This is a genomic window from Pseudarthrobacter sp. NPDC092419 (genome assembly GCF_044755045.1).
Taxonomy (GTDB): Bacteria; Actinomycetota; Actinomycetes; order Actinomycetales; family Micrococcaceae; genus Arthrobacter.
The window spans coordinates 470,128-494,562 of sequence record NZ_JBIVQF010000001.1 but is presented as its reverse complement, the minus strand read 5'-3'; the positions used below and the strand labels follow the sequence as shown (position 1 = coordinate 494,562).

Sequence of the window (24,435 nt, the reverse complement as noted above, 5' to 3'; positions counted from 1 at the left end):
GCAGCTATGGGGACAGAAGAAAGCAAGGATTAGTGTCAGCTCCAGTCAACGAGCAGGTCGAGTTCAACGTCGCACCAGGTTCCGTCGTTCACGTTCGAGACGAGGAGTGGCTCGTTACAGGCGTGGAGCAAACGGGTGACGGCCTCCTGATAAGAGTCCGTGGACTCAGTGAGCTTGTCCGCGACACAACAGCGGCCTTCTATAAGAGCCTGGACAAAATCGAGGTTGTCGATCCGGCAGAAGCCATCCCAGTCGCCGATGCGAGCCCAAACTACCGCCGCGCCCGCCTGTGGCTCGAGTCCACCCTACGTAAGACACCCATTCCGCAGGATCATGAGGGCCTCACCGTCTCCACTCGCATGCTTGCCGACAAGCTCGAGTACCAGCGCATCGCTGTCGCCCGCGCCTTAGACCCCCAGAACGTCCGTCCCAGAATTCTTATCGCAGACGCCGTAGGCCTCGGCAAGACCCTTGAAATCGGCATGATCCTGAGCGAGCTGGCCCGGCGCGGAAGGGCGGAGCGCGTCCTGGTCGTCACGCCAAGGCACGTCCTGGAACAGATGCAGCACGAGCTCTGGTGCCGCTTCGCCCTCCCGTTCGTCCGCCTTGACTCCGCCGGCATCCAGAAGGTGCGCCAGACCCTTCCGGCGACGCGCAACCCCTTCACCTACTTTAAACGTGCCATCATCTCGATCGACACCCTAAAGTCAGCCCGCTACAAGGCGCACCTGCAGAAGATCCGTTGGGACGCCGTCGTCATCGACGAATCCCACAACCTCACCAACGCAGGTACGCTCAACAACGAACTCGCGAGGATCCTCGCCCCCAACACCGAGGCCCTCATCCTGGCGTCGGCAACCCCTCACAACGGCAAACAGGAATCCTTTGCCGAGCTGATCCGTCTCCTCGATCCCACTGCCATCCGCCCGGACGGTACCTTCGACGGAAACGACATCCAGCGCCTCATCATCCGGCGTCACCGGCACAGTCCCGAGGTAGCTGCTGAGGTGGGCGCCAACTGGATGGAGCGCCTCGAACCAGACAACCGACTGATCCCGGCAAGCCCTGCCGAGAACGCCGTCGCCCAGGAAATCGCAGATAGCTGGCTATATCCCCCAAACGGTTCCAGCCCCTACTCCGGCGCGAACAGCTCACTCTTCCCCTGGACCCTCGCGAAAGCCTTCCTCTCAAGCCCTGCGGCTCTTATCGAAACAGTCAAGGAGCGCCTCCGCAAGGTCGCGGACCCGAAGCTACCAGCGGAGCACCGGGAGCACGAAGCCCTTGAACACCTTCGGGCCCTCACCGAGGAGTCGCTTAAGAAGCCCTCAGCCAAGTACCAGGAGCTCGCGCAGTACCTGAAGGGAATTGGCGTTGGTCCTAAGTCGGGCATGCGCGCCGTCGTCTTTGCGGAGCGGGTCCCCACGCTCATGTGGCTCGAGCGGCACCTGCCCAAGGACCTCGGCCTCAAGCCGGAGAATGTCCGCATTCTGCACGGCGGCCTGAGCGACGTTGAACAGCAGGAGATTGTCGAAAGCTTCAAGCAAGAGTCCTCACCCATCCGCGTGCTTGTCACAGGAGACGTCGCCTCCGAAGGCGTCAACCTGCACAGCCAGTGCCATCACCTCATCCACTTCGACATCCCGTGGTCGCTTATTCGCATCGAGCAGCGCAACGGCCGCATCGACCGGTACGGCCAGAAGAAGAACCCCCAGATCACCACGCTCCTCCTGCACCCGAACCACGAGAAGTTTGCCGGAGACCTCAAGGTCATCACCCGCCTCATGGAGCGCGAGCACGAAGCCCACGGCGCCCTCAATGACGTCGGCTCCCTCATGGGCGAGCACAGCGTTAAGGCCGAGGAAGGCGCGATCCTCGCCGTCCTCACAGGCAAAAAGTCGGAGGAACAGGTCGTGCGGACCGTCGAGGACGTCCTCGACCCGGCCCACACCGGTGACGGTGCCTTCGACGATTTCGACAGCTTCTTCGAGCAGCTCACCGCGGACGACGGCGACGGCTCGCCCAAGGTGCCGACAGACACCGGCGTAGGGCTCTATGCGAGCGAGCTGGACTACCTCGACGACGCCCTCCACGAAGCCTTCGGTAACCCCGAAGAGCCACCTGCCAATGGCGCCGGGGGAGGGGTGAAATGGAGGGTCCATGCCCATCACCAGGTCGCAGAACTCGTACCGCCCCGCGACCTCCAGCAGCGCCTCGCTCACCTGCCGCAGGGCTACCTCGCCGACCGCAAGGTCACGGAAAAGCTGAAACTGGCCACAACTTTGGACAAGGGCCAGAACGAGCTCGACGCGGCCAAGAAGGCCATTCCGGCGAAGGGTGAGAAGGCCACCACGTGGCCAGAGGCCCACTTCCTCGGCCCGCTACACCCAGTCCTCGAATGGGCCAGCGACCGAGCCCTCGCGTCCATGGCTGGCAACGAGGTTCCCGTGGTCCGCGCCGACGTCGAGGAACCTAGCATCCTCCTCATGGGCACACTGATGAACCGCCGAGGGCAGGTCATCTCCCAAGCGTTTTTCGCCACTCAGGGCGGCAAGCTATGCATCCCCGAGCAGATTGGCAGCCTCGCCGAGTACCTTCGTGGCATCGGCCTCACCGACAAATCGATCAACACCGGGCCCGTTGCAGACGCCGGGGCGTACCAGCCTTACATCGCCCGGGCAGTCAAAAACACCATTGGCTCACTCGATATTACGTTCGAGGCCGCCGCCCAGGCAGCCGACCATCGGCTCGATGAATGGCATGGACGAGCGGACGCTTGGAGCGAAATCCGCGGACAAGCACAGCTCCCCGGCATGAGCACGCGGCGCCTCAAAGAGAACAAAGTACGCGTTGAGCAGGAACAGGAGATCGTCTCATCCCTTGCCCCGGACCGCCGTCTCGTGCGGCCGCTGCTCGTCGTTGTGCCCCTCAGCACCCCTGCGGAAGGAGAGCACTGAGATGCCTTCGTTCGATTCATTCGTCGTTGGCGAGGACTTCGTCAGCGAGCACTTCTTCACTACGGACGCCACCAAGGCCGGCGAGTCCTTCCAGTCCGAGGTCCTCAAGCTCCGCAAGCAATGGGACGACGCGTCAAAAGAAGGCCACGAGTCCCCGATGGACCGATTCCGGAAGGCACGCGGCCAACTTCAGATCGATATCGGCACCCTCGCCGAGGAGCCCGGTAACGCCTCTCGCGTCTACCGGGACCTGCGCCAAGCGCTCGGCTTCCAAGGCCCGAGCACCACGTTCAAGGCCGACCGAAGCGGTGCCGAACTCTTGGCCCACAACGTCTGGTCTACCCCGAACAACGACGTCCTCTTCGTTGAAGCCCAGCCTGCCGACTCTCTCGAAGACGCACTCGCCAAGGACCGTGGCGACCTCCTCCAGAAGCCTCTCGTGGACGACAAGGAAGCGAACTACGCGGCCAGCAAGCTCATCTCCGAGCTTTACCAGACCGACGAGGCCCCGCAGTTCGTCGTCCTCATGGCCGGCCGCTGGCTCATCCTGACCGAGCGCGAGCGGTGGCCCGAAGGCCGTTACCTCGCTGCTGACGCCCTGCTCGCCGTCGAACGGAACGACACCAAGCGCGGAGGCGAGCTGGACCGCTTCCTCGCCGTCTTCGGGCGCGACTCGCTCCACCCGGACGCGAACGAGCAGATCTGGTGGAACGGCGTCATCGAGTCCTCGGTCAAGCACACCGTAGGCGTCTCGAAGGACCTCCGTGAGGGCATTAGGCTCTCCATCGAAATCATCGCCAATGACGTCCTCACGCGCCGCACCGCAACCGGGATGTCAAACGACGACGTAGACGGCCAGTCGCTTGCGCGCCAGTCCCTGCGCTTCCTCTACCGGATCCTGTTCCTGCTCTACGCCGAGGCCTCGCCGGAGATGGGAGTCATCCCCGTCGGCGACGAGCAGTACGACCAGGGATACGGCCTGGATCGAATCCGGGAGCTGGTCCTCAACCCGATCACGTCGGAAAAGGCCAAGCGCGGAACTCATCTTTACGATTCCCTCAACCTCCTCTTCACCCTGGTGAACAAGGGACACCGGCCAATGGAGGCCGACGACGCGCTGACCTTCGAGAACCTCGAAGCTGATCTCTTTTCGCCGTCCCGGACGGCGGACATCGACGGGGTAAAGCTCGGCAACGCCCCGCTCCAAAAAGTCCTTGAGCACCTCCTACTGAGCAAGGAGACCCGCGGCAAGGATCGCGGCTTCATCTCCTACGCTGAGCTCGGCGTCAACCAGCTCGGGGCTGTATACGAGGGTCTCATGTCCTACACAGGCTTTATTGCGCAGGAGGACCTGCACGAGGTTGCCAAGGACGGCGACTCGTCGAAGGGCTCATGGGTTGTGCCCGTGACTCGCTCCGCGGAGATCGATGCCAAGCATTTTGTCATGACACAGGACGAGATCACCGGGCAGCCCAAGCCCGTCCTTCACCAGAAAGGCACCTTCGTCTTTCGGCTTGCCGGGCGCGAACGCCAGCAGTCGGCCTCGTACTACACGCCCGAGGTGCTGACCAAGTTTGTCGTCTCCCAGGCGCTCGAAGAGCTGCTCGATCAGGACGGTGCGACGACGCCTGCCGACGACATTCTCACGCTCACTGTTTGCGAGCCCGCCCTTGGGTCGGGAGCGTTCGCCATTGAGGCCGTGCGCCAGCTTGCGGCAGAGTACCTCGAGCGCAAGCAGAAGGAGCTCGACGTCCGCATCCCCGCCGACGAGTACCCGCTCGAGCTGCAGAAGGTAAAAGCGCAGATCGCCCTGCACCAGGTGCACGGCGTGGACCTCAATGCGACGGCCGTCGAGCTCGCCGAGGTCTCCCTGTGGCTGGACACAATGGTGGCAGGTTTGCAAGCGCCCTGGTTCGGCCTCCGGCTTCGCCGCGGCAACTCGCTCGTTGGGGCTCGCCGTGCGACATACTCTGTGGGCCAGATCAGGGACAAGTCCTGGCTCACCTCGACGCCGCAGGACGCCCCCGTTGCCGGGCTGGTTGCTGGGCTGGGGACGGACGACGACGATCCCGCCGTGGTTGGACGGGTCCACCACTTCCTCCTCCCCGCTCAGGGTTGGGGTGCAGCCTCGGACGCCAAGGAGGTTAAAGACCTCGCTGGCGACGCGCAGAAGGCCCTCGGGGCGTGGCGCAAGTCCCTGCGAGTGAAGCCGACGAAGCAGCAAGTCGACCGCCTCCTCAACCTTTCCCGGCGGGTCGAATCGCTGTGGAAGCTCACGTTGCGCCGCTTTGAGATTGCAGATCAGGAAGCGCGCCGGGAGATCGACTATTTCGGCAAACCCGCGGCGCCTAATCCTGTCGGAAAAACGCGCGTGGTCACCCGTGCCGAGATCGAAGAGGCAATCCACGACCCCAACGGTGCCTACCAGCGCCTCCGTCGCGTGATGGATGCCTGGAACGCGTTATGGTTCTGGCCGCTGACGGATCAAGCCACGAGGGGAGCCGTCCCGCCGCGCCTCGACCAGTGGCTCGACGCTCTAGAAGCCCTGCTCGGCCGAACCGGTAAGGAATCCCGGATGGTGGGCCAGCACGCACTCAGCGCGGGGGCAAATTGGGATGAGCTGAATGATGCCGAGCACGCTGATCTCCAGCTCGCATTGGCGAGGGACGTGAAGGATCTGCTCTCAGAGCATCAGTGGTTGACTGTATGCGACCGAGTGGCTCGAGAGCAGGGATTCTTCCACTGGGAGCTGGACTTCGCCTCCGTCTTTCGGCGCGGAGGATTTGATCTACAAGTGGGAAATCCACCCTGGGTCAGGCCTGATTGGGACGAAAAGGCAACGTTTGCCGAGCATGATCCTTGGTGGCAGCTGGCTGAAAAATCGACCCAAGCAGAAATCAGCATGAAGAGGGCACTAGCAGTTGCCGACGGTGACCAGCGCGAATTTATGTGCTCTCAGGCAGCATCTATCTCGGCGCTCCGTGAGCACCTCACGGATGCCGGAATGTATCCCCTAGTTGCCGCCCTCCGACCAGATCTCTATCGCTCATTCATGGAACGAACTTGGAAATCCGTAAGCACTAAAGGCGTCGTTACACTTATACATCCTGAGTCGCATTTCACCGAGAAGAAAGCTGCGATGCTCCGTGCGGAAGCATACCGACGGCTCCGGCAGCACTGGCAGTTTATAAATGAGCTGTCGCTCTTCGAAATCCATCACCTAGTTTCGTACGGAGTTCATGTCTACGGCCCCCGCCAAGACAACCCTAGATTTAAGATGGCGGCGTCACTGTATCACCCGGACACCGTCGCGCGATCACTTGCGCACGATGGCACTGGACCAGTGCCAGGGCTGAAGGATGACGAAGGCAACTGGGATCTTCGGCCACATCCTGAAAGGATCATCCACGTTGACAACTCGGTGCTTGCTGTATGGGCAAACATCGTTGACGACTCCGGTACCCCTCCTATTCAGGCGCGAATGGTCTATCCAGTTAACCGTGCCAGCGCTTCTGTACTCGAGAAGCTGAGCTCGACACCACGTGTCCGAGAGCTCGGGCTTCAGTACTCGAGCGGCTGGAACGAGACGACGGACCGCAAAAAGGGCTACTTTGAGGTCGGTTCTGCCGTGCCCGAGTCTTGGGAAGACGTGATCCTGCAGGGCCCTCACTTCACTGTGGCCAATCCGTTCGCGAAGCAGCCCAACCCGACGATGAAGAACAACCTTGACTGGACTGAGATCGATCTGGAGGCCCTCCCTGACGACTTCATACCCCGAACCAGTTACCAGCCCGATGAGGATCGTCGGCGATATGATTCGGACTATGGTTTCTGGCAGGGTGAGCAAGCCGAACCTGTAAGCGTTCGCTCGACCTATCGGGTCGTCTGGCGGTCAATGGCTGCCACCACCGGGGAGAGGACTCTTCGTGCATCTGTTGTCCCTCCCGGTACGGCCCACGTGCATGCAGTGAGAGCAGCGGCGTTCGTCGGAGGCGACAGCGCATGCCGGCTGCTCGCTGTGCTTGCGTCCATGAACTTCATCGGCGCTGACTTACAGGTTCGGTCCTCCGTGGGTTCTGAGATCAGCGCCACGGCAGTCGGGCAAGTTCCCGCGATCCCCGCGGACCATCCTCTTTTCGAGGAGATAGTTGAACGAAGCGCTCGTCTCACCTGCCTGACCTCGGCCTACTCGGACTTGTGGAATGCTGTCATGCCTGAAAAATGGACCCGCTCGAGCCCTATTCGTGTGGCTTCCCAACGGCGGCTTCTGTCGGTCGAGCTAGATGCCGCCATTGCGCTCGTCTTCGGGATAGGTGTTGACGAGCTATGCGTCATATACCGTTCTCAATTCCCTGTGCTGCATGGATACGAGCGAAAGGATCTGTATGACCTGCTCGGGCGAAAAGTCCCGGCGGAAATCGCTCGTCTGTTCCTGACACGCGGGGAAGATCTGACCCTCGAAGAGCGCACGTGGACGCATCCCCAGAGCCAAGTGGAGTACGTCTTCGAGTTCCCGTTTGTCTCGTACGACCGTGAAGAGGACATGCGGAAGGCCTATGCACACTTCGAGAAGCTCCTAGCGGAGAAGAGCTAATGGCAGTCCTGCTGCCCACGCAACAGGTCGAGGAACTCCAGGTTGGGCTGATTGACTACCTGTCGACAACGTTTGCCCTCACGGATCGGGATGCGCGCAACGGCCTGCAGGGATTCCTCGAGGACTCACAGGACGGAATATTCAAGGGGCCCTTCGTACGACTCAGGCTTCCTTTCGAGCCTGCGGCCGACGGGTGGCGCGACTGCCTTGACTGGTACAAGGGCTTTGCCCCATACGGCCATCAGGCCCTGGCCTTTCAAAGACTGACGTCAAAGCCAGCTGTTTCGGCAGATTCAAGCACCGTGGACGGCGTTTTTCGGCGGCCGAAACCGACGCTGGTTACCACCGGGACGGGTTCCGGCAAGACCGAGTCGTTTCTGTACCCGATCATTGACCACGTCCTTAGGGCCAAGGCCGCGGGCATCACGGGCATGAAGGCGCTGATCCTCTACCCAATGAACGCCCTGGCCAACGACCAGGCGCAGCGCCTCGCCAGTCTGCTGACGGACAACCCCGAACTTGGCGGCATCACGGCCGGCATCTACACGGGTCAGAGGGACGGTCAGAAGCACACGAAGGTTTCCGCCGCCGGGCTCATCAACACACGCGAGATCTTCCGCAGCGAGGCCCCGGACATCCTCCTGACCAACTACAAAATGCTGGACATGCTCCTGCTCCGCAGCGAGGACGCATCGATCTGGGAACAGTCCGCCACCTCCTTGCAGTACGTGGTCCTCGATGAGTTCCACACCTACGACGGCGCCCAGGGCACCGACGTCGCCATGCTGCTGCGCCGCCTCGGCCTCACCCTGAAGAGCCACTGGCCGGAGGACCTCAGCACTATCCCCCACGGACCCAGCGAGGAGGACCGGGCCCGCCCGCTCGGCCGCATCACACCCGTCGCGACCTCTGCCACGCTCGGCGCGAAGGGCGAGTCCAAGCCCATGCTCCGCTTTGCCCAGACTGTCTTTGGAGAAACCTTCCCTGACGACGCTGTCGTTACCGAGTCCCGCCTCAGCATCGATGCTTGGTGCGAGGCCTGGGCCGGTGATCCGGCCGCTGAGATGGCCCGCGTTGCCGAAGGTATTGAGGACACCGGCAAGGCCATCGAGACTGTCTTCGGCTCGGGAGCCGAAGACACTAACGCTGTCATCATTGAGCATGTCTCCCAGCTTCTCTTCGGCGAACAGCCAGCGGACCTCCTCGGCGCCATCCGCCAACATCCGCTCACCCGCGCAGTGCTCCACGAGGCCAGCGACGCCGTCGTCCTCGCCGACCTGGCCGAGCGCGTCTTCGGCGGGTTCAACAACTCAGGCGGCCCGCGCCGCCGCGTTACTCTCGCCGAGCGGCACACCGAGTTTATGGCCCACTTCCTGGCCCTCCTCAGCCACGCTCGCGCGGTCCCCGAACCCAACCGCAACGCCATCTCCGTTGAGACGCACCTCTGGGTGCGTGAGCTGTCCCGCCTCGACAAGTCGGTGGACGGTGAGCACCATTACCGCTGGGGCGACGACGGCCCCCACACCGACCGGACCCTCTACCTTCCTGCAGTCTTCTGCCGCCATTGCGGCCGCTCCGGCTGGGGCGCCGTCCTTGGCCCCACAGGCACGGACCTCGAGAACGACGACTCGAAGATCCGCCGCGAGCAGGCCACCGGCAACCCGCGATTCCGCGCGCTAATCCACGCCCCCAACGAGGACGCCCTCCGCGCCGAGAAGGGCGAGATCGCCGACAGCCTTGTCTGGCTCGATACGGTCAACCGCAGCATCCTGCACGAGCCGCCCGCCGAGGACACCGCCGAGGCCCACGAGGGCCACATCGTCCCAGTCCTCATGCTCCGGGGCCAGGACGCGGACGACGACTCCAAGCGCGAGGTCTGCCCTGCCTGCCAAACGGCGGACGGCATCCGCTTCCTGGGCAGCGCCATCGCCACCATGCTCTCCGTGAGCATCTCAAACCTCTTCGGCGCCGATGGCCTCGATTCGGGGGAGAAGAAGGCCCTCGTCTTCACCGACAGTGTCCAGGACGCCGCCCACCGTGCCGGCTTCGTTCAAGCCCGTTCGCACATCCTCACCCTGCGAGCCGCCTTCCGCAATGCGCTCGAAGTTGCTGCACCGGACGGGGGAGTCGTCACCCTCAAGCAGCTGGTCGACAGGGCACTTGCAGACGCTGCCACTCCCGTCCGCAAGTACCAGCTCATCGCCCCCGACTACGCCGACAGGCCGCAGTTCCGCGCCTACTGGGATCCTGAAGCCCACGCCCAGGAGAACCGGAACGCGACACGCAACGCGGAGAAGCGCGTCCTGTTCGACGCCTCCCTCGAGTTCGGCCTCCAGTCCCGCCTCGGCCGCACCCTCGAGCTCACCGGCAGCATTGTCGCCGAGACCGACGCCGGATCGCCCGCCGCGATGCTCGCGGCCGCCCGCGCCGCGGTCGGAGCGGCGCCCGACACCCTCGGCCTCGAGGGGCAGTTCACTGACGACGCCGCGCTGCTCGCCTGGGTGCGCGGCGTCGTCGAACGCGTGCGCACCCAGGGCGGCATCCGCCACCAGTGGCTGAACGACTACATGGTCGAGGCGGGGGAGAAGGCCCAGCGCTGGAAGGTGTGGGGCGGCCGACGCCGCAGCGAGGGTATGCCTGCCTTCCCTGCCGGGCGGTCCAAGCCAGCCTTCCCGCGGCTCGGCGGCGGCGATTCCGGCTACATGGACCCAATAGCCCAGGCCCAGAGCTGGTACACGCGATGGACCTCGCTGTGCCTCAACATCCCGAAGGCGGACGCCACCTTTGTGGCCAAGGCTCTATTCGGGCAGCTCGCCGGCCAAGGCGTGCTCGAGACGGTGCAGGCCAAGGACGGCGCCACGATCTTTGCGCTTCCCACCGACCGAATCCTGCTTCAGGCACCCACGGGCGAGGGCCTCGGCGCCGGCCGCCACTTCCTCGCGTGCTCTGTGTGCCGTGCGGTTACACCCGGTTCCGCGACTGTGGTGGACCAGCTCGACGGTGCGAACTGTCTATATATTCGATGCCCCGGCCGGCTCGCGCGCCAGCCCGAGGAGGAGAACTTCTATCTCAAGCTGTACGGAGCGCGGGAGCCGAAGCGCGTCGTCGCCAAGGAGCATACATCGCTGCTGCCTGATGAGGAGCGGGTGCGCGCTGAGAACGAATTCAAAGCCTCGGTACAGACGCCGCAGGCGCCAAACGTACTGGTCGCGACACCTACTCTCGAGATGGGCATCGACATCGGTGACCTTTCCTGCGTCATGCTAGCCTCCCTGCCCACGTCCGTTTCTTCCTACTTGCAGCGAGTGGGGCGCGCCGGCCGCCTCACTGGAAACTCACTCGTCCTCGCCTACGCGCGTGGACGGGGTGAGCACCTGCCCAAGCTCCACGACCCGCTGTCTGTGATCAACGGGCAAGTCCGCCCGCCTGCCACATTTCTCGACGCCGAGGAGATCCTGCAAAGGCAATACCTCGCCCACCTGGTGGACAGGTTCGCGCGCGACGCCGGCCGTCCTCACCCGCGCAAGGCCGCCGGCGCACTCGCTGGGGATGGACCGGGAACCTTCCTTGGCGATCTGATCGAGACAGCGCACTCCAAAGCGGAGGAATATATCAGCGAGTTCCTCGGCCAGTTCGGGGATCTTCTCGCTCCCGCCAGCGCCGCTAGGCTCCGGGAATGGGCTGCCCCGCGTGCTGACGGTTCGAGCGAGCTCGCCGAACACGTGGTCCGGGCCGCCAGGCTGTGGGCCGACGACTGCGACGAACTCAAGGCCCGCATCGACGATATCGAGAAAACGATGCCCGAGCTTAGGGCCATGGCTGAGTCCAACGCCGCCACGGACGAGGACAAGCGTGCCCCCAAATCCGCCGAGGCCACACAGCGCATGCTGCGGGGACAGCTCTTCGCCCTACGCGACGAATATTGGATCTCCGTGCTCGAGAAGTACGGCCTGCTGCCGAACTACACGCTCCTCGACGACTCGGTGAATCTCGACATCGGTGTGACCTGGCAGGAAGTCGAAACCCAGGACTACGTCACCGAGACGATCTCGCTGCAGCGCGGCGCTGCCATCGCGATCAACGAGCTTGCCCCGGGTGCCACGTTCTACTCGCGTGGCCTCGAGGTAAAGATCGACGCTGTGGACCTCGGCCCACAGCAGAGCCACATCCAGTGCTGGCAGGCATGCCCGGAGTGCGGGTGGATACACACCGACGTGGACGCCGCAGGTCCGGTTAAGTTGTGTGGCCGGTGCCATCTCGGCGGTATCGCCGACGTAAGCCAGCAATTCGACGTTGTGGTCATGAAAAACGTCTCAGCAGAGGTGCGCCGCGACGAGGTGGCCATCGGCGATCGCAGCGACCAGCGCGTCAAAGAACGCTTTAACACCGTTCTCGCGGCGGATATCGATCCTGAGCATGTCACCGAGGAATGGTTCCTCGATGATTTCGAGTTCGGCGCCAAGTACGCGAACCGGGTACAGCTCAGGTGGCTCAACCTGGGGCGAGCCTCTGCCAACGCCGCCCCGCGGATCATCGCCGGCAACGAGTCCAAGGCGCCGCTGTTCCGTGTCTGCTCGTACTGCGGCAAGCTGGACTCCGCCGGGCGTGCGAACAACCCTGATGAGCACCGCTTCTGGTGCAAGTACCGGAAGTCCGGTGACGAGCACGTCGCCGAGGTGGCGCTCGCACGTGTTCTCGCGACGCAGGGGGTTGCCCTTCGCCTCCCGGCCGGCCGTGTCTTGGGGGATGATTTTGCCCTCCCCAGCCTGACCGCTGCATTACTCCTCGGCCTCCGTGAAGTGATTGGTGGATCCCCGGACCATATCGCCGCAGTGCCGATCAACGAGCCTGCCGACGGCGGCACCGCCGTCTCTCTGCTCTTGCACGACAAAGTCCCCGGCGGCACTGGCTACCTCGCCGAATTCGCCGAGCCGGAGAAGGTATGGAACCTCTTACGGGCCGCATGGGATGTGGTGCGGAATTGCGCTTGCCGCGCCGAGGAACGCCTCGCCTGCCATCGCTGCCTCCTTCCCTTCGCGTCCCCCTGGAATGTGGATAAGGTGGCCCGCGTGACCGCGGAGCGTCTCCTGCGCAGCATCCTGGCGGGGCATGACGGAGTTCCCGACGACGGTGATCCCACCTTCGAGGGCTGGACCGTCACTAGGGTGCCGCCGCCCGCACCGGCCCTGGAATCACACCTCGAAGTCAAGTTCCGCAAGACACTCGTGGACAGGCTTACCGCAGTCGGTGCCAACGTTAAGGTCACCCCCGGTCTTCGCGCCGACAAGGTGGAGTTCCGCCTGCCGGGTGCCAAACACATCTGGTGGCTCGAACCCCAGGTCGACATTCACGGTACGCGACCTGACTTCGTACTCACGACCGCAGACCCGAACATTCCCAAAGTGGCAATCTACACCGACGGCTACATTTTTCACGCTTCCCCTGAGTACAACAGGGTGGCCGACGATGCCGCTAAGCGGGAGGCTCTTAGGGCGGTTGGTGTAGTCCCGTGGGCGGTCACGTGGGAGGACATCGATACCTTCTCCGGCGACGGGCAGTCGATCCCGCCGTGGTTCACTGACAAGGCGGCGGGCATCGTGCAGAACGGGACGAGGCCGCTCCAGCCCGCGCTGCTCGCCGCCGTTAAATCCGACGCAATGAGCCAACTGTGGCAGTGGATCCGGGAACCAAACAGCAACGCATGGGCTGACCTGTCTGATGCCATCCCCATGCTCATGCTGGGCAAGTGCACCACGTTCAAGGGTTCGGTTGTGAATCTTCCGGACTTTGTGCAAACCACCTTGGATGACCCGGTAGCGGCGCCCGACTTGGGGGTGGGGCGCGCATGGATGTACGCAGATGGCCCTCTCCGGTGCGCCGCGAACCTGACGACGCCACTCATGGTGAGCGCCGACGTCGTGCTCGTCCTTGATGGACGGGACGAAGCAGTGGCGCAGCCGGGGTACAAGGACGTATGGCACGAGTGGCTGCGTCTCAGCAACCTTCTCGGATTCAGGCGGACAGCCCCGGCCATCGGCGCGGTCACTCTGGCCATGCCCTCGGTCCCGGTCATCGTGGAACAGGGAGCACTGGGTGGGCACCTCCGGCCGGAATGGCAGGACCTTATCGACATGGCGACGCCTGCAGAGCGCAAACTGTTGGAAGTGCTCGCCGAAGTCGACGAGTTGCCGCTGCCGGAGCTCGGTTACGAGCTTGACGATGGGACACCGATGGACATTGCGTGGCCGGAGCACAAACTGGCTGTCGTCTTCGATCCGGCGGGAGAGTATGAAGGCTGGACACTTGTGGCCGGCGATGCTGCACAAGTTTTGAAAGCATTTAAGTTGAAGGAGAACGACTGATGGCATCGGTAACCCTGATGAAGGGGGCCAACAAGGTCGACGGATCGCTCAGGGGCAAGGTCCTGGACTTCCTCTACAAGCTTCAGGAAGACGACACTTCGCCTGGCCTCCACATCGAGCCGATGAAAACCTACAAGGACTCGCGGGCGCGCACAGGCCGCGTTGACCAGCAGTTCCGGGCGGTGCTATTTAAGCTGAATGCTGGGACTGAACCGCACTACGTCTATGCGGGCACCTTCAACCACGATGAGGCGATTAAAAAGGCGCAGACAAGCATCCTGACCGTCAACCCGGTCAGCGGTATTGCGGAACTCATCAGTGCACCGGCAGAGGGATCAGCGCCCCCTCAGCCGGCCGCCGTAGTTCCCCCTGCAGCCACGGGTCCCGCATATGAGAACGGCCTCCAAAAGGCCGGGTACACGCCGTCGTACCTCCTTGAGGAGCTGGGCATCCCCGAACGGACAGGCGCAGCTGCGATCGGTGCAGCTTCTGTGGAAGCGTTCGAACTGGTGGTCACCGACGAGGCAGTCCCGGAATGGCAGGGTCTTGCCCTCATTGACCTTGAGGCAGGAAAGTCACTTCCGGACGTCAGAGAAGGCCTGGGGATTGGCGACTACGTCGATGATCCAACGAAGTCCGAGGATGAGAAGCTTGCCGAAGCACTCAAGCACCCTGCCTCGAAGCTTGAGTTCACGTACGCCGAGGGGTCCGAAGACCTCGAGTACGTCATCAACAACGAGAGCTTTCAGGACTGGCTCGTATTCCTGCACCCGGCCCAAGCCCAGTACGCGGTCAAGGACCGCAACGGAGCATTTCGGCTTTCCGGCGGGGCGGGTACGGGCAAGACTGTGGTGGCGATCCATCGCGCCAAACACTTGGCGGACCGGTACCCGGACTCACGCATCCTGCTGACCACATTCACCAAGACGCTGGCCGAGAGTCTGGCGCAAAACGTGGGGCGCCTGGATCCGGGGCTGAAACAGAGCGACAAGCTCGGTGAAGCCCCGGTGACTGTAGCCGGCATCGACTCCGTCGCTGCCCAGGTCTGGTCAAAGGCGACATCGGAAGAACAAACAGGCGCTTTTGTTGCTGTGCTGGGGACTGCCGATGCCACGGCGACGAGCAGATCGAATGACAAGGAATGGGCTGAGGCCCTCGAGCAAGTGGAGCACAAGCTCGAGCCCGCTCTGGCGAACCCCATATTCCTCGGGCAGGAGTACCTGTCGATCGTCCTTGCTAATTCAGTCACCGACAGGGACGGGTACCTGACCGTTCCGAGAGGAGGTCGCGGCACGGCCTTGAACCGAATGAAACGGATCGAGGTTTGGAAGGTCATTGAGGCGTATCGGCGAATCTGCCGGAGCAAGGGAGCCGTGAGCTACCCCGAACTCGCAGCACTGGCCGCTGCGGTCCTTGATCACCGGGCCGCTGGGGGAGGCGACCGCCCCTTCGACCACGTCATTGTTGATGAGGCTCAAGATTTTCACGCTGGCCACTGGCTCCTGCTGCGTGCACTGGTGGCGCCTGGTGCCAACGACTTGTTCATTGCGGAGGACTCCCACCAGCGGATCTATGGGCAGAAGGTGCCCCTCAGCCGGTTCGGCATCCAAATCGTGGGGCGCTCACGGCGTCTGACGCTCAACTACCGGACGACGGCCCAGAACCTCGCTTTCGCCGTCGGGCTTCTCTCCGGAATTCCGTTCACTGACATTGAGGACACCGCAGAGGAGTCCGCAGACTATCGGTCAGCCAGAAGCGGGCCACACCCCCAGCTCGAGGGCAAGGAGTCGCTCTCCAAGGAGCTCGATAACGCTGCTGACTGGGTCAAGGCGTGGACGGCCGATCCAGAATTCGCACCGGAAACCATCGGCGTACTTGTGCGCTCGGGCAAGCAGGTGGACTTCGTCGTCAGCGGCCTGCTTGAGCGCGGAGTCTCTGCCCAAAAAGTCTCCGGTGATAAAGAGGCACATCCCGGCGAGCCCGTTGTGATGACCATGCACCGGGCAAAGGGAATGGAGTTCTCCAAAATCATCCTTTTCGGCGTGGGGGAGGCGAACATGCCTTTGCAGTGGGCGCTCAAAAACCTCGGCGACGCCGAGAAGTCTGATGCCCTGTTGCAGGAGCGGTCATTGCTATATGTTGCTGCGACTCGGGCGCGGGATGAACTGGTGGTCTCGTGGAGCGGGAAGCCATCGGAACTGCTTGGGGTTAGTTCCTAGACGGGGCACCGCTACTGAACCAGGGGAGTGGAATCGTGGGGCCTTTACGTTGCGAATTTACCTGCTCACGACGCATGGCTTTCTAGAATTGTCGGCCGTTCCAGCTACATTATTGTGACTGAGCTAAAACGGCCCATAGGGGCCGACAAAACTGGGGGCAATAGTGGGTGTAGACGCCGGCGTCGGATCTCTCTCTAAGGCGGCTGAACTTCAACGGGAGCAGTCCTATTTCGATCGAGCGAAGCAATACCGTGACAGCCAGGATGCAGCGTGGTCCCTGGCCACGGCTTCCTCGGGTTCAGCAGTTGAACGGCGTGCCTATAAACGCGCCATGGAGAAACGCAGGGTTGCCTCCCCTGATGACCCGATTGCACTTTCGCGCATTGACTTTGAAGACGGCGACAAACTGTATATCGGTAAGGTTGCCATCTTCGATGAGGACAAGAATCTCCTGGTCGTCAACTGGCAGGCCCCAGCCGCGGCGGTAGCGAATCAGGCCTCTATACAAGACCCCATGGGGCTGCGCAGCAAGCGGGTGTTCGACGCGCCAGCGAACAAGATTCTCGATTTCGAAGACATCGTCTTCAAAGCTTTGGCCGAAGCCGTTAGCGAGCTCGACGAGCACACCTATACGGGGGACGCCCTACTGCAGGCTTTGAGTCGTAAGCGCGGCTCCGAGATGACGGATATCGTCAAGACGATCCAGGCGGCTCAAGACAAGCTCGTGCGCGCGGAGCCGGACCAGCTCCTTGTCATACAAGGTGGTCCCGGCACTGGCAAGACGGCGGTGGCCCTTCATCGTGTTTCATGGCTTCTGTTTAACTATCAGGACGAATTGCCGCCAGAGGATGTACTTGTCGTCGGGCCCAATCCGACCTTCACGAAATACATTCGAAGGGTTTTGCCCGATCTTGGAGATGATGACGTCGTCCAGCAAGCATTGCAGAACCTCTTGTCCAACGACGTGCGTATCAGCGGGGAAGACTCAACTGAGACGGCGAAGGTTAAGGGCTCGGCACGTATGAGCCAGGTCTTGAAAAACGGGCTGAAGCAACGCATCCGAGTTCCGGCCGCGGATGTACGAATTCAACGACGAAATACAGTCCTTACTGTTTCTATCCCTGCAAATACCGTCGCCGATGTCTTGAGTAACATGCAGTTCGAGACATTTGCTGACGGCCGCCGTCGCTTTAGGCAGCGGCTCGTCGAGCTGTGTGCCCCTTTGCTTGGCAACATCCGTCAGGTTGCCCCGGAACAATTTCTCGATGTACGGGCTCTGGAAGCGGAAGTCGAAAAAATCTGGCCGCAGATAACTCCCCAGCAATTTCTGCGGGAACTCCTTGGCTCTAAGGAACGACTCAAGCGGGCTGCCTACGGGCACCTGACGTCGGAAGAGATCGAGCTGCTGTACCGGCAGCAATCCGACAAAGTAGGAGATGAGGCTTGGACTGTCGCCGACCTCGCCCTGCTCGATGAGGCGCAGGCGCTAATGCGCGAGTCACCCCGCACATACGGGCACATTGTGGTTGATGAAGCACAGGACCTCTCCAAGATGCAGCTTCGTGCGATACGCAGACGTTCCAAAAACGGATCGATGACTGTAGTCGGTGACATAGCTCAGTCGACCGGGCCGTACTCACGCGATTCCTGGGACGACGTGGCGCAGATTCTCAGTGAGGGCACAGCGGACAGCACGGGCACCCGCGTGGTGGAGCTTGAGCACGGCTACCGGGTACCGAAGCAGGTCTTTGACGTCGCCCTGCCGCTGCTCAAGTCAGCTGCACCTTCAATAACCCCTCCGCGCATCTTGAGGGAAGTTGACTACGAGCCCCGATTCGTTGGCGCCCACCGGGAGGAACTGGCCCTCGAGGTATCGCGCTCCGTATTCACCCACAGTGGACGGGGCCGCTTTGTCGGCGTGATCGCCCCGACATACTTGTGGCCGCAGCTTAGAACCGCATTCCGAAGTGATGATCTGCAGTGGAGCGAATCAAGCGAAGGTGAGCTGTCCACCGCCATCAATCTTGTTACGCCTGAGGATGCCAAGGGGCTCGAGTTCGACGCCGTCCTGGTGGTTGATCCGGCGGGAATCCTGGCCATGCCGCATGGCGAACGGATGTTGTACATCGCACTAACACGTACAACTACTCATCTGGACGTGATTTATCCCTCGGGCTCGTTGCCGCCGATTCTTGGTGGTTCGGACAAGCCTGAGCCACCAATGGCAGTTGACGTTGAACAGCCGCGACAGCCATCCAAAGCTGACGTGAAGATCTTGAGTGATCCAGCTCCGGGAGCCGACTCCGCTACTCCGGATGCCGCATCTACTATCGCCCTTCGTAACCTGGTCTCCGACGTCGTCCCATCCCTTACTGTTGGCGCTGCCCCGGAACATTTTGTGGGGACGGAGATGTCTCGCCTGGATGGAATGCAGCAGGCGATGGCTGAGCATTGGGCCAAGTTCTTCGCATCCCAGCTGCGGGATAATGTGCCGCCCAAGTTGGTTCCAGCTGTCGTCGAAGAGCTGGCCCGCATCGCTTCGGAGGAGTGAATACTCGGCAGAACTTGACTCAAAATTGAGGCTCCAGCCATAGGTTGGACTGAAAACTCAGCAGACCAACTAGACAGATATCCTTCAGTGGACGATCGGCTCGAAAAGACCGAGACGCTGAATGCAATGCATCAATTCTCCGCGTGGGGCGGAAAGGTAGGAGAAACCGTGTCGACAGGCAATGGTGTCTTGGACAAAAAGCTCGCGTTGCAGATGCAACGCTGGCGGGACGACCTGTTGTCGATCGACAGACGTCAGAGGCTTGTCTATTTCCAGCACCCCAAGAGTGGGACTTTCGAAATCGTTGAACCTGGCTGCTCAGGGGTAGAAGCCTTGGTGGCGGAGGGCGACGTCATGCTCGTCAGCAGTGAACCTGCAGACGATGAAGCGGGTGAATCGGCACAGGCCCTGAGGCTTCCCACGAAAGGTTCACGAACCCTACGCGTCACTGGCAAAACCGCTGCCCAAATCCTGAGCACGTCAAAGCGGCTGCATCAACGCTCGGAACAAGAATATGCGGACCGCGGGGTATGGACCCTTTATTTGGGCCACGGCATGCTCAATTGGATTGATCCCGCTGACGGAAAGAAAATCTCAAGTCCGTTGCTGCTTGTGCCCGTCCGTCTAGCCAAGGAGGGAAAGCAGTATGTGTTGAGGCGAACGGAAGACGAACCGGCACTGAACACGGCCCTCGGCCTTAAGCTCAGTAGGGACTTCGGCCTGGACCTCCCGGAGTTCGAGGTGGATGACCTGAACGTAGCGACGGTACTGTCCGGCGTGCGCAAGGCTATCGCGCAGTACGCAGGCTGGAATGTTGACGAGCGGGTTGTCATGTCCATTTTCAGCTTCCACAAGGAAGCTATGTACCGTGACCTTGAGCAAAACGAAGCCAAGATTGTCGCCAACGGCATGATTCAACTCATGGCACTGGGCCCGGAGGCACCGAACTCCGAGGTGTTCGCCTTTGACCCTGTTTCTGACGAAGAGCTGGATTTCCGTCTGCCGCCCGAAAAGCTCCACAGCATTCTTGACGCCGACGGAAGTCAAAGAAAGTGCATTCTTGCGGCGAGAGAAGGCCGCAGCTTTATCATGGACGGCCCTCCAGGTACCGGCAAGAGCCAGACCATTGCCAACATCATCGCTGAGCTCATCGCAACAGGAAAAACGGTGCTGTTTGTCAGTGAAAAGGCGGCCGCCCTCGACGTGGTGCGCGATCGGCTGACGAGCAGGCAGTTGGATCCATTCCTGCTTGAACTGCATAGCCATAAGGCGACCCGTAAGCAGGTGGTCCAGACGCTTCATGCTGAGCTCACCCGCCGCCCGGTAGTAAAGAGCTCTTTCTCGGAAACGGACCGATCTCAGCTCATCAAAAGCCGGACCAGGCTAAGCGACCATGCTGACGCAATGAACGAGGTCCGAAGCCCGTTAGGACGGAGCCTCTTTGATGTCTTGGGACGGCTGGCTCAGCTAGCAAACGTGGGCGAATACCCTTCTGGGGATCCCAGCAAACTTGGCTTGCTGTCTGCGGACGCACTAGCAGACATCCTGCTTGCCGCCACATCACTGTCGAAGGTGTGGCGCCCGGCTGCAGAAGGAGAATCATTTTCCTGGCGAGGTCTCGCCGGATCGAGCCTCACACAAGCACAAATCAAGGAGGCCGAGAAGTGTGTGGACATTCTGGCCCTGGCAACAGAACGCCTCCTGCGGACAGTCAGGCTCTTTGACGCACAGATCCCATTCTGGCCTGTTGCCCTGGACGTTGCCGGCGTTCGTTCGCGAGCGGATCTTTCCGCCCATCTCTGTACAAGAAGGAACGTTCCCCGGCATTGGTATTCCGTGCCCAAATTCACTGATGTTCTTCGAAGGATCGACAGCCTTCACGCAGAGGACGTCGAATACCAGACCAAAAAATCTGAAATTGACAGTATTTGCGTGGACAGATGGGACAAGATCGACAAGAGCCTTATAGCCCCGCTTGAAACTTTTCTTGAGCACGATCCGGCAGTTTTCAGTCGTCCTCTTAGCCAATTTCCGTTCGGCCAGCTTAGCGGCATCGAGCTGGGAACTTCCAGGGCTGCCTCCTTACTCGAAGATCTACTCGACAAGGCCCAGCAACTAGGTGTGCTTTTCGATGTTGAACCGCAATCACTGACTCTAAACAAATGCCTAGCCCTCTCATCACTCGCAGAGCTCAGCCAACAGGGCAGCCTGCCGGAACCACATTGGATCAACCCGAGTGTCCAAGGGGCTTTGGACGAAAGCGCGCGAATTCTTGAGGAGCTGGCTGCGATCGTACGCGACCGTCAGTCGGCAATGGAGTCAACCTTCAGCCCTGAAATCCTCGCACTGGATCTCAAAGGCCTTAAGGCCCGTTTCGAATTGCAACACAGAGGACTGAAAGCCTGGAGTAAACAAGCCCGGGCGGACAAGAAAACGCTTCGCGAGGTGACCGTTGCCGGGGTCGTCAACAAGGAAATCATTGCCATGCTTGGTGATGCCATCTCTTGGCAGACAGCACAGGAGAACCTCGCTAACAGCGAGCCCGAATATGGGCCTCGGCTCGGTAGTTATTACCGTGGCACTGCGACTGACTTTGCGAGGATCGCTCAGGCACTTGAGGTTGCCAGAACGGCTTTGAAGCTGGCCGGAGATGACATAGCGTCCTCCGCGCTGGCCCGGCAGCTGAGCAAAGCCAACACGCCAGACGCAGAGCTGATCCCTCTGGCGAGAGACGTTGCCAATATGGTGGAGCGCTTCGGTGTCGACACGCATGCACTCTTCGGCACTGTTTTCCATGAACAGGTCGGTGATCTGCCACTGACTCACATTTTGGGAATCCTCAAGGCGGCCCAGGAGAACTTTTCGGCCGCGCAACTTTTACGGGACCGACTTTCGAAGATGCTGGGCGAGACGGCAACACCGGTTGCGGCCAGTGCGGTTCTCCGGCAGATCGATGCGTTGGACGCGATGGATGAGAAAACCGCCGAACGTTCGCGGCACGATTCCGAGGTATTGGGCAAGCGATACAGTCCACGGAAAACAGACTGGGCAGCGGTGCGAGCCGACTACGATTGGATCGCAGCCTTGCGCAGAATCGTCGGAGGACCAATCGAGGATGACGATGTCCGGTTCGTTGAGGAGTTCGACGCTTCCGACCTTGATTTGGCAGAAGGCCTTTCCTCCTGGCTGGAAGCCCGAGACAAGCTGGTCGGCTTCTTTGATGCCGAGCGCTCGACCGAGCTCAGCGCCGAACTGAACCATGACCTTGAATACGCAGAGGAACTCCTTGCTGCCCTTGGTTTTAACCCGGCTGCTGATATAGATGTTTGGTTCGAATATAAAAGGCTCTTTGCTGCTCTTTCCGATGCTGGAGTGCCTGAGACGCTGACAGCCCTGTGCGACAGCCATGCGCCAGCGGACCAAGTAGTGTCAGCAATTGAAAGGGCTGCGCTGGAACCTTGGGCAGAAAGCATCATTGAAGGGGACGACAGGCTATCGGAACACCGTGCGTCCGGCCGCGAAAGCCTACTGAAACAGTTCAAGGAATTGGACGGAAACCTAATCGTCAATGCTTACGCCGACGTCGTGACGGCCTGTGTTGCCCGACGTCCACGCAGCATGGCCGGCCCTGCGGCAGTCATCGCGCACGAGGCCAACAAGAAGTCCCGTCACAAACCCATTAGGCGGTTGCTGGAAGAAACCGGCTCTATAGTCCAGGGGCTGAAGCCCTGTTTCATGATGAGTCCTCTTTCCGTATCGCAGTATCTTCCTGCAGGGTTCGTCTTCGATGTCGTTATCTTCGATGAGGCCTCTCAGGTCATGCCCGCGGATTCCGTCAATTGCATCTACAGGGGCAAACAGCTGATCGTGGCTGGGGACCAGCGACAGCTCCCGCCAACGTCCTTCTTCTCGGCTGCAGATATTGAAAGCGACGACGAAGATGAACCGGACAACTTCGATAGCGTCTTGGACCTATGTAAGGCTTCGGGGGCTATGGTGTCCCTGCCGCTCTCATGGCACTACCGCAGCCTTCATGAAGATCTCATTACCTATTCGAACTACCGGATTTACGAGGGGAAACTCAATACATTCCCTGGCGCCACCCAGGAAGCTGACGACCTCGGGGTACATCACGAATTCGTTCAGGGTATCTATCAGCGAGGGGCTGGTAGCAAGAATCCCATTGAAGCAGAGCGCGTCGTGGACCGTGTCCTTGAACATCGCCGCGTTAACCCGGACCTCTCGCTCGGAGTCGTAACGTTCTCTACACAACAAGCCGAGGCTGTTTCCGAAGCTATTGAACGTCGCGCAGAACTAGAGCCGCTGCTTACGGGTCTCATGGAAGACCATGATCGACTCCGCGGGTTCTTTGTGAAGAATCTCGAGTCCGTCCAGGGCGACGAGCGAGACATCATCATCTTCAGTATTGGCTACGGGCCCGATGAAGCGGGCAAGCTGGCAATGAACTTCGGACCCCTGACTCGGAAAGGCGGCGAACGGAGACTAAACGTGGCAATCACGCGCGCACGCCGAAGGGTCGAAGTAGTCAGCTCATTCCATGCTGGAGACATGTCTGACGGCGCGTCAGCAGGAAATCGTCACCTGAAGAATTATCTGGACTTTGCTGCCCGGGGCCGAACGGCCTTAGCCTCTGACATATCCGGATCTGTGGGGGATGCCGAGAGCCCCTTTGAAGAGGAAGTCCTTCGCGTAATCAGGGCATGGGGTTACGACGCCGTGTCTCAGGTTGGGGCTGGTGGCTACAGGATAGATATAGGGGTTCGTCATCCTGAAAAGCCCGGGAGCTTCATGCTGGGCATCGAGTGCGACGGAGCCGCTTATCATTCGGCAAAGAGCGCGCGTGACAGAGACCGCCTGAGGGAATCCGTGCTGCGGGGGCTCGGGTGGGATATCTATCGGATCTGGGGTTTGAGCTGGTACAGAGACCGGTCCACACAGGAGATCGCTCTCAAGCAGGCAATTGAGGACGCTGTGAGTGGGAACCAGGGCGTTCCTGCCATTGCTCAGGCGGCGGAAAGTACCGGGCTCATGGAGTATGAAGAGATTGACCTGTCCGCCCCGCCCGCCTGGACGGTCCCATACACCTCCGCCTCAAAGCCTGCGCACCGGTATTGGTACCAACCGGGAGATGCCGACGCACTTACAGACCTCATCCAGTATGCGGCCCACGTCGTTAGCGTCGAAGCGCCGCTGCACGTAGATACCTTTCACACTCGGTTGCGGGAGCACTGGGGAGCCGGTGCCATTGGTCCCCGCGCCAAAATCAACATTGAAAGAGCATTGTCACTTGCCAAAGTTAGCGGCATGAAAGTGAAGCTCGATAAAGAAGGCTTTATCCGAGTCGATGGCGCAAACGCAGTAAACGTCCGGCGACCAACGGGACAAAGTGACATCCGTAAAGCAGGCGCTATCCCGCCTGAAGAGTTCGATGAGGCCGTTCGTCTCGTAGTTGCTGACTCAATAGTCATTACAGAAGAAGAGTTACTCGTCGCCGTCCGTGACGTCTTCGGCTGGGCACGACGAGGCCCCGATATTCAGAATGCACTTCAGCGGAGCCTTCGGAGAGCCGTAAAGAAGGGTTACTGCCTGCGCCGGCCAGACGGCTCATACGAGACTGCGCAATAAGGTGTGTATGAAGCGCCCGCCAGGCGCTATCTCGGCGGGCGCTTTATGCTCATGATTTGGCAGGAGGTACGCAAATCAAGCACATCGAGCCTTCCTCTAGACGCACAGG

At 61.0% G+C, this 24,435-nt stretch carries 6 protein-coding genes; all 6 read left to right on the top strand.

Annotated elements, in window-relative coordinates; all coding sequences use genetic code 11:
- Positions 1 to 32: 32 nt before the first annotated feature.
- Positions 33 to 2,954 (top strand): helicase-related protein, encoded by a 2,922-nt coding sequence (locus ACIQC0_RS02195; protein ID WP_400532374.1) that lies wholly within the window; start codon positions 33 to 35, stop codon positions 2,952 to 2,954.
- 1 nt (position 2,955) lies between these two features.
- Positions 2,956 to 7,548 (top strand): Eco57I restriction-modification methylase domain-containing protein, encoded by a 4,593-nt coding sequence (locus ACIQC0_RS02190; protein WP_400532373.1) that lies wholly within the window; start codon positions 2,956 to 2,958, stop codon positions 7,546 to 7,548.
- On the top strand, positions 7,548 to 13,910 hold the full coding sequence (locus ACIQC0_RS02185) for a DEAD/DEAH box helicase (RefSeq protein ID WP_400532371.1): 6,363 nt from the start codon (positions 7,548 to 7,550) through the stop codon (positions 13,908 to 13,910). The genes ACIQC0_RS02190 and ACIQC0_RS02185 overlap by 1 nt, the downstream gene beginning before the upstream one ends.
- Positions 13,910 to 16,129: a 3'-5' exonuclease gene (locus ACIQC0_RS02180; RefSeq protein WP_400532370.1), complete on the top strand. Its 2,220-nt coding sequence runs from the start codon at positions 13,910 to 13,912 to the stop codon at positions 16,127 to 16,129. The genes ACIQC0_RS02185 and ACIQC0_RS02180 overlap by 1 nt, the downstream gene beginning before the upstream one ends.
- Positions 16,130 to 16,292: 163 nt before the next feature.
- Positions 16,293 to 18,680: a HelD family protein gene (locus tag ACIQC0_RS02175; RefSeq protein WP_400532369.1), complete on the top strand. Its 2,388-nt coding sequence runs from the start codon at positions 16,293 to 16,295 to the stop codon at positions 18,678 to 18,680.
- Positions 18,681 to 18,767: 87 nt separating this feature from the next.
- Complete coding sequence (locus ACIQC0_RS02170) at positions 18,768 to 24,326, top strand: DUF3320 domain-containing protein (RefSeq protein WP_400532368.1); 5,559 nt, start codon at positions 18,768 to 18,770, stop codon at positions 24,324 to 24,326.
- Positions 24,327 to 24,435: the final 109 nt, after the last annotated feature.

Excerpts from the sequence above, each read along its gene's own strand:
- ACIQC0_RS02190 (WP_400532373.1), top strand. The coding sequence starts at position 2,956 with ATGCCTTCGTTCGATTCATTCGTCGTTGGCGAGGACTTCGTCAGCGAG.
- ACIQC0_RS02185 (WP_400532371.1), top strand. The coding sequence starts at position 7,548 with ATGGCAGTCCTGCTGCCCACGCAACAGGTCGAGGAACTCCAGGTTGGG.
- ACIQC0_RS02180 (WP_400532370.1), top strand. The coding sequence starts at position 13,910 with ATGGCATCGGTAACCCTGATGAAGGGGGCCAACAAGGTCGACGGATCG.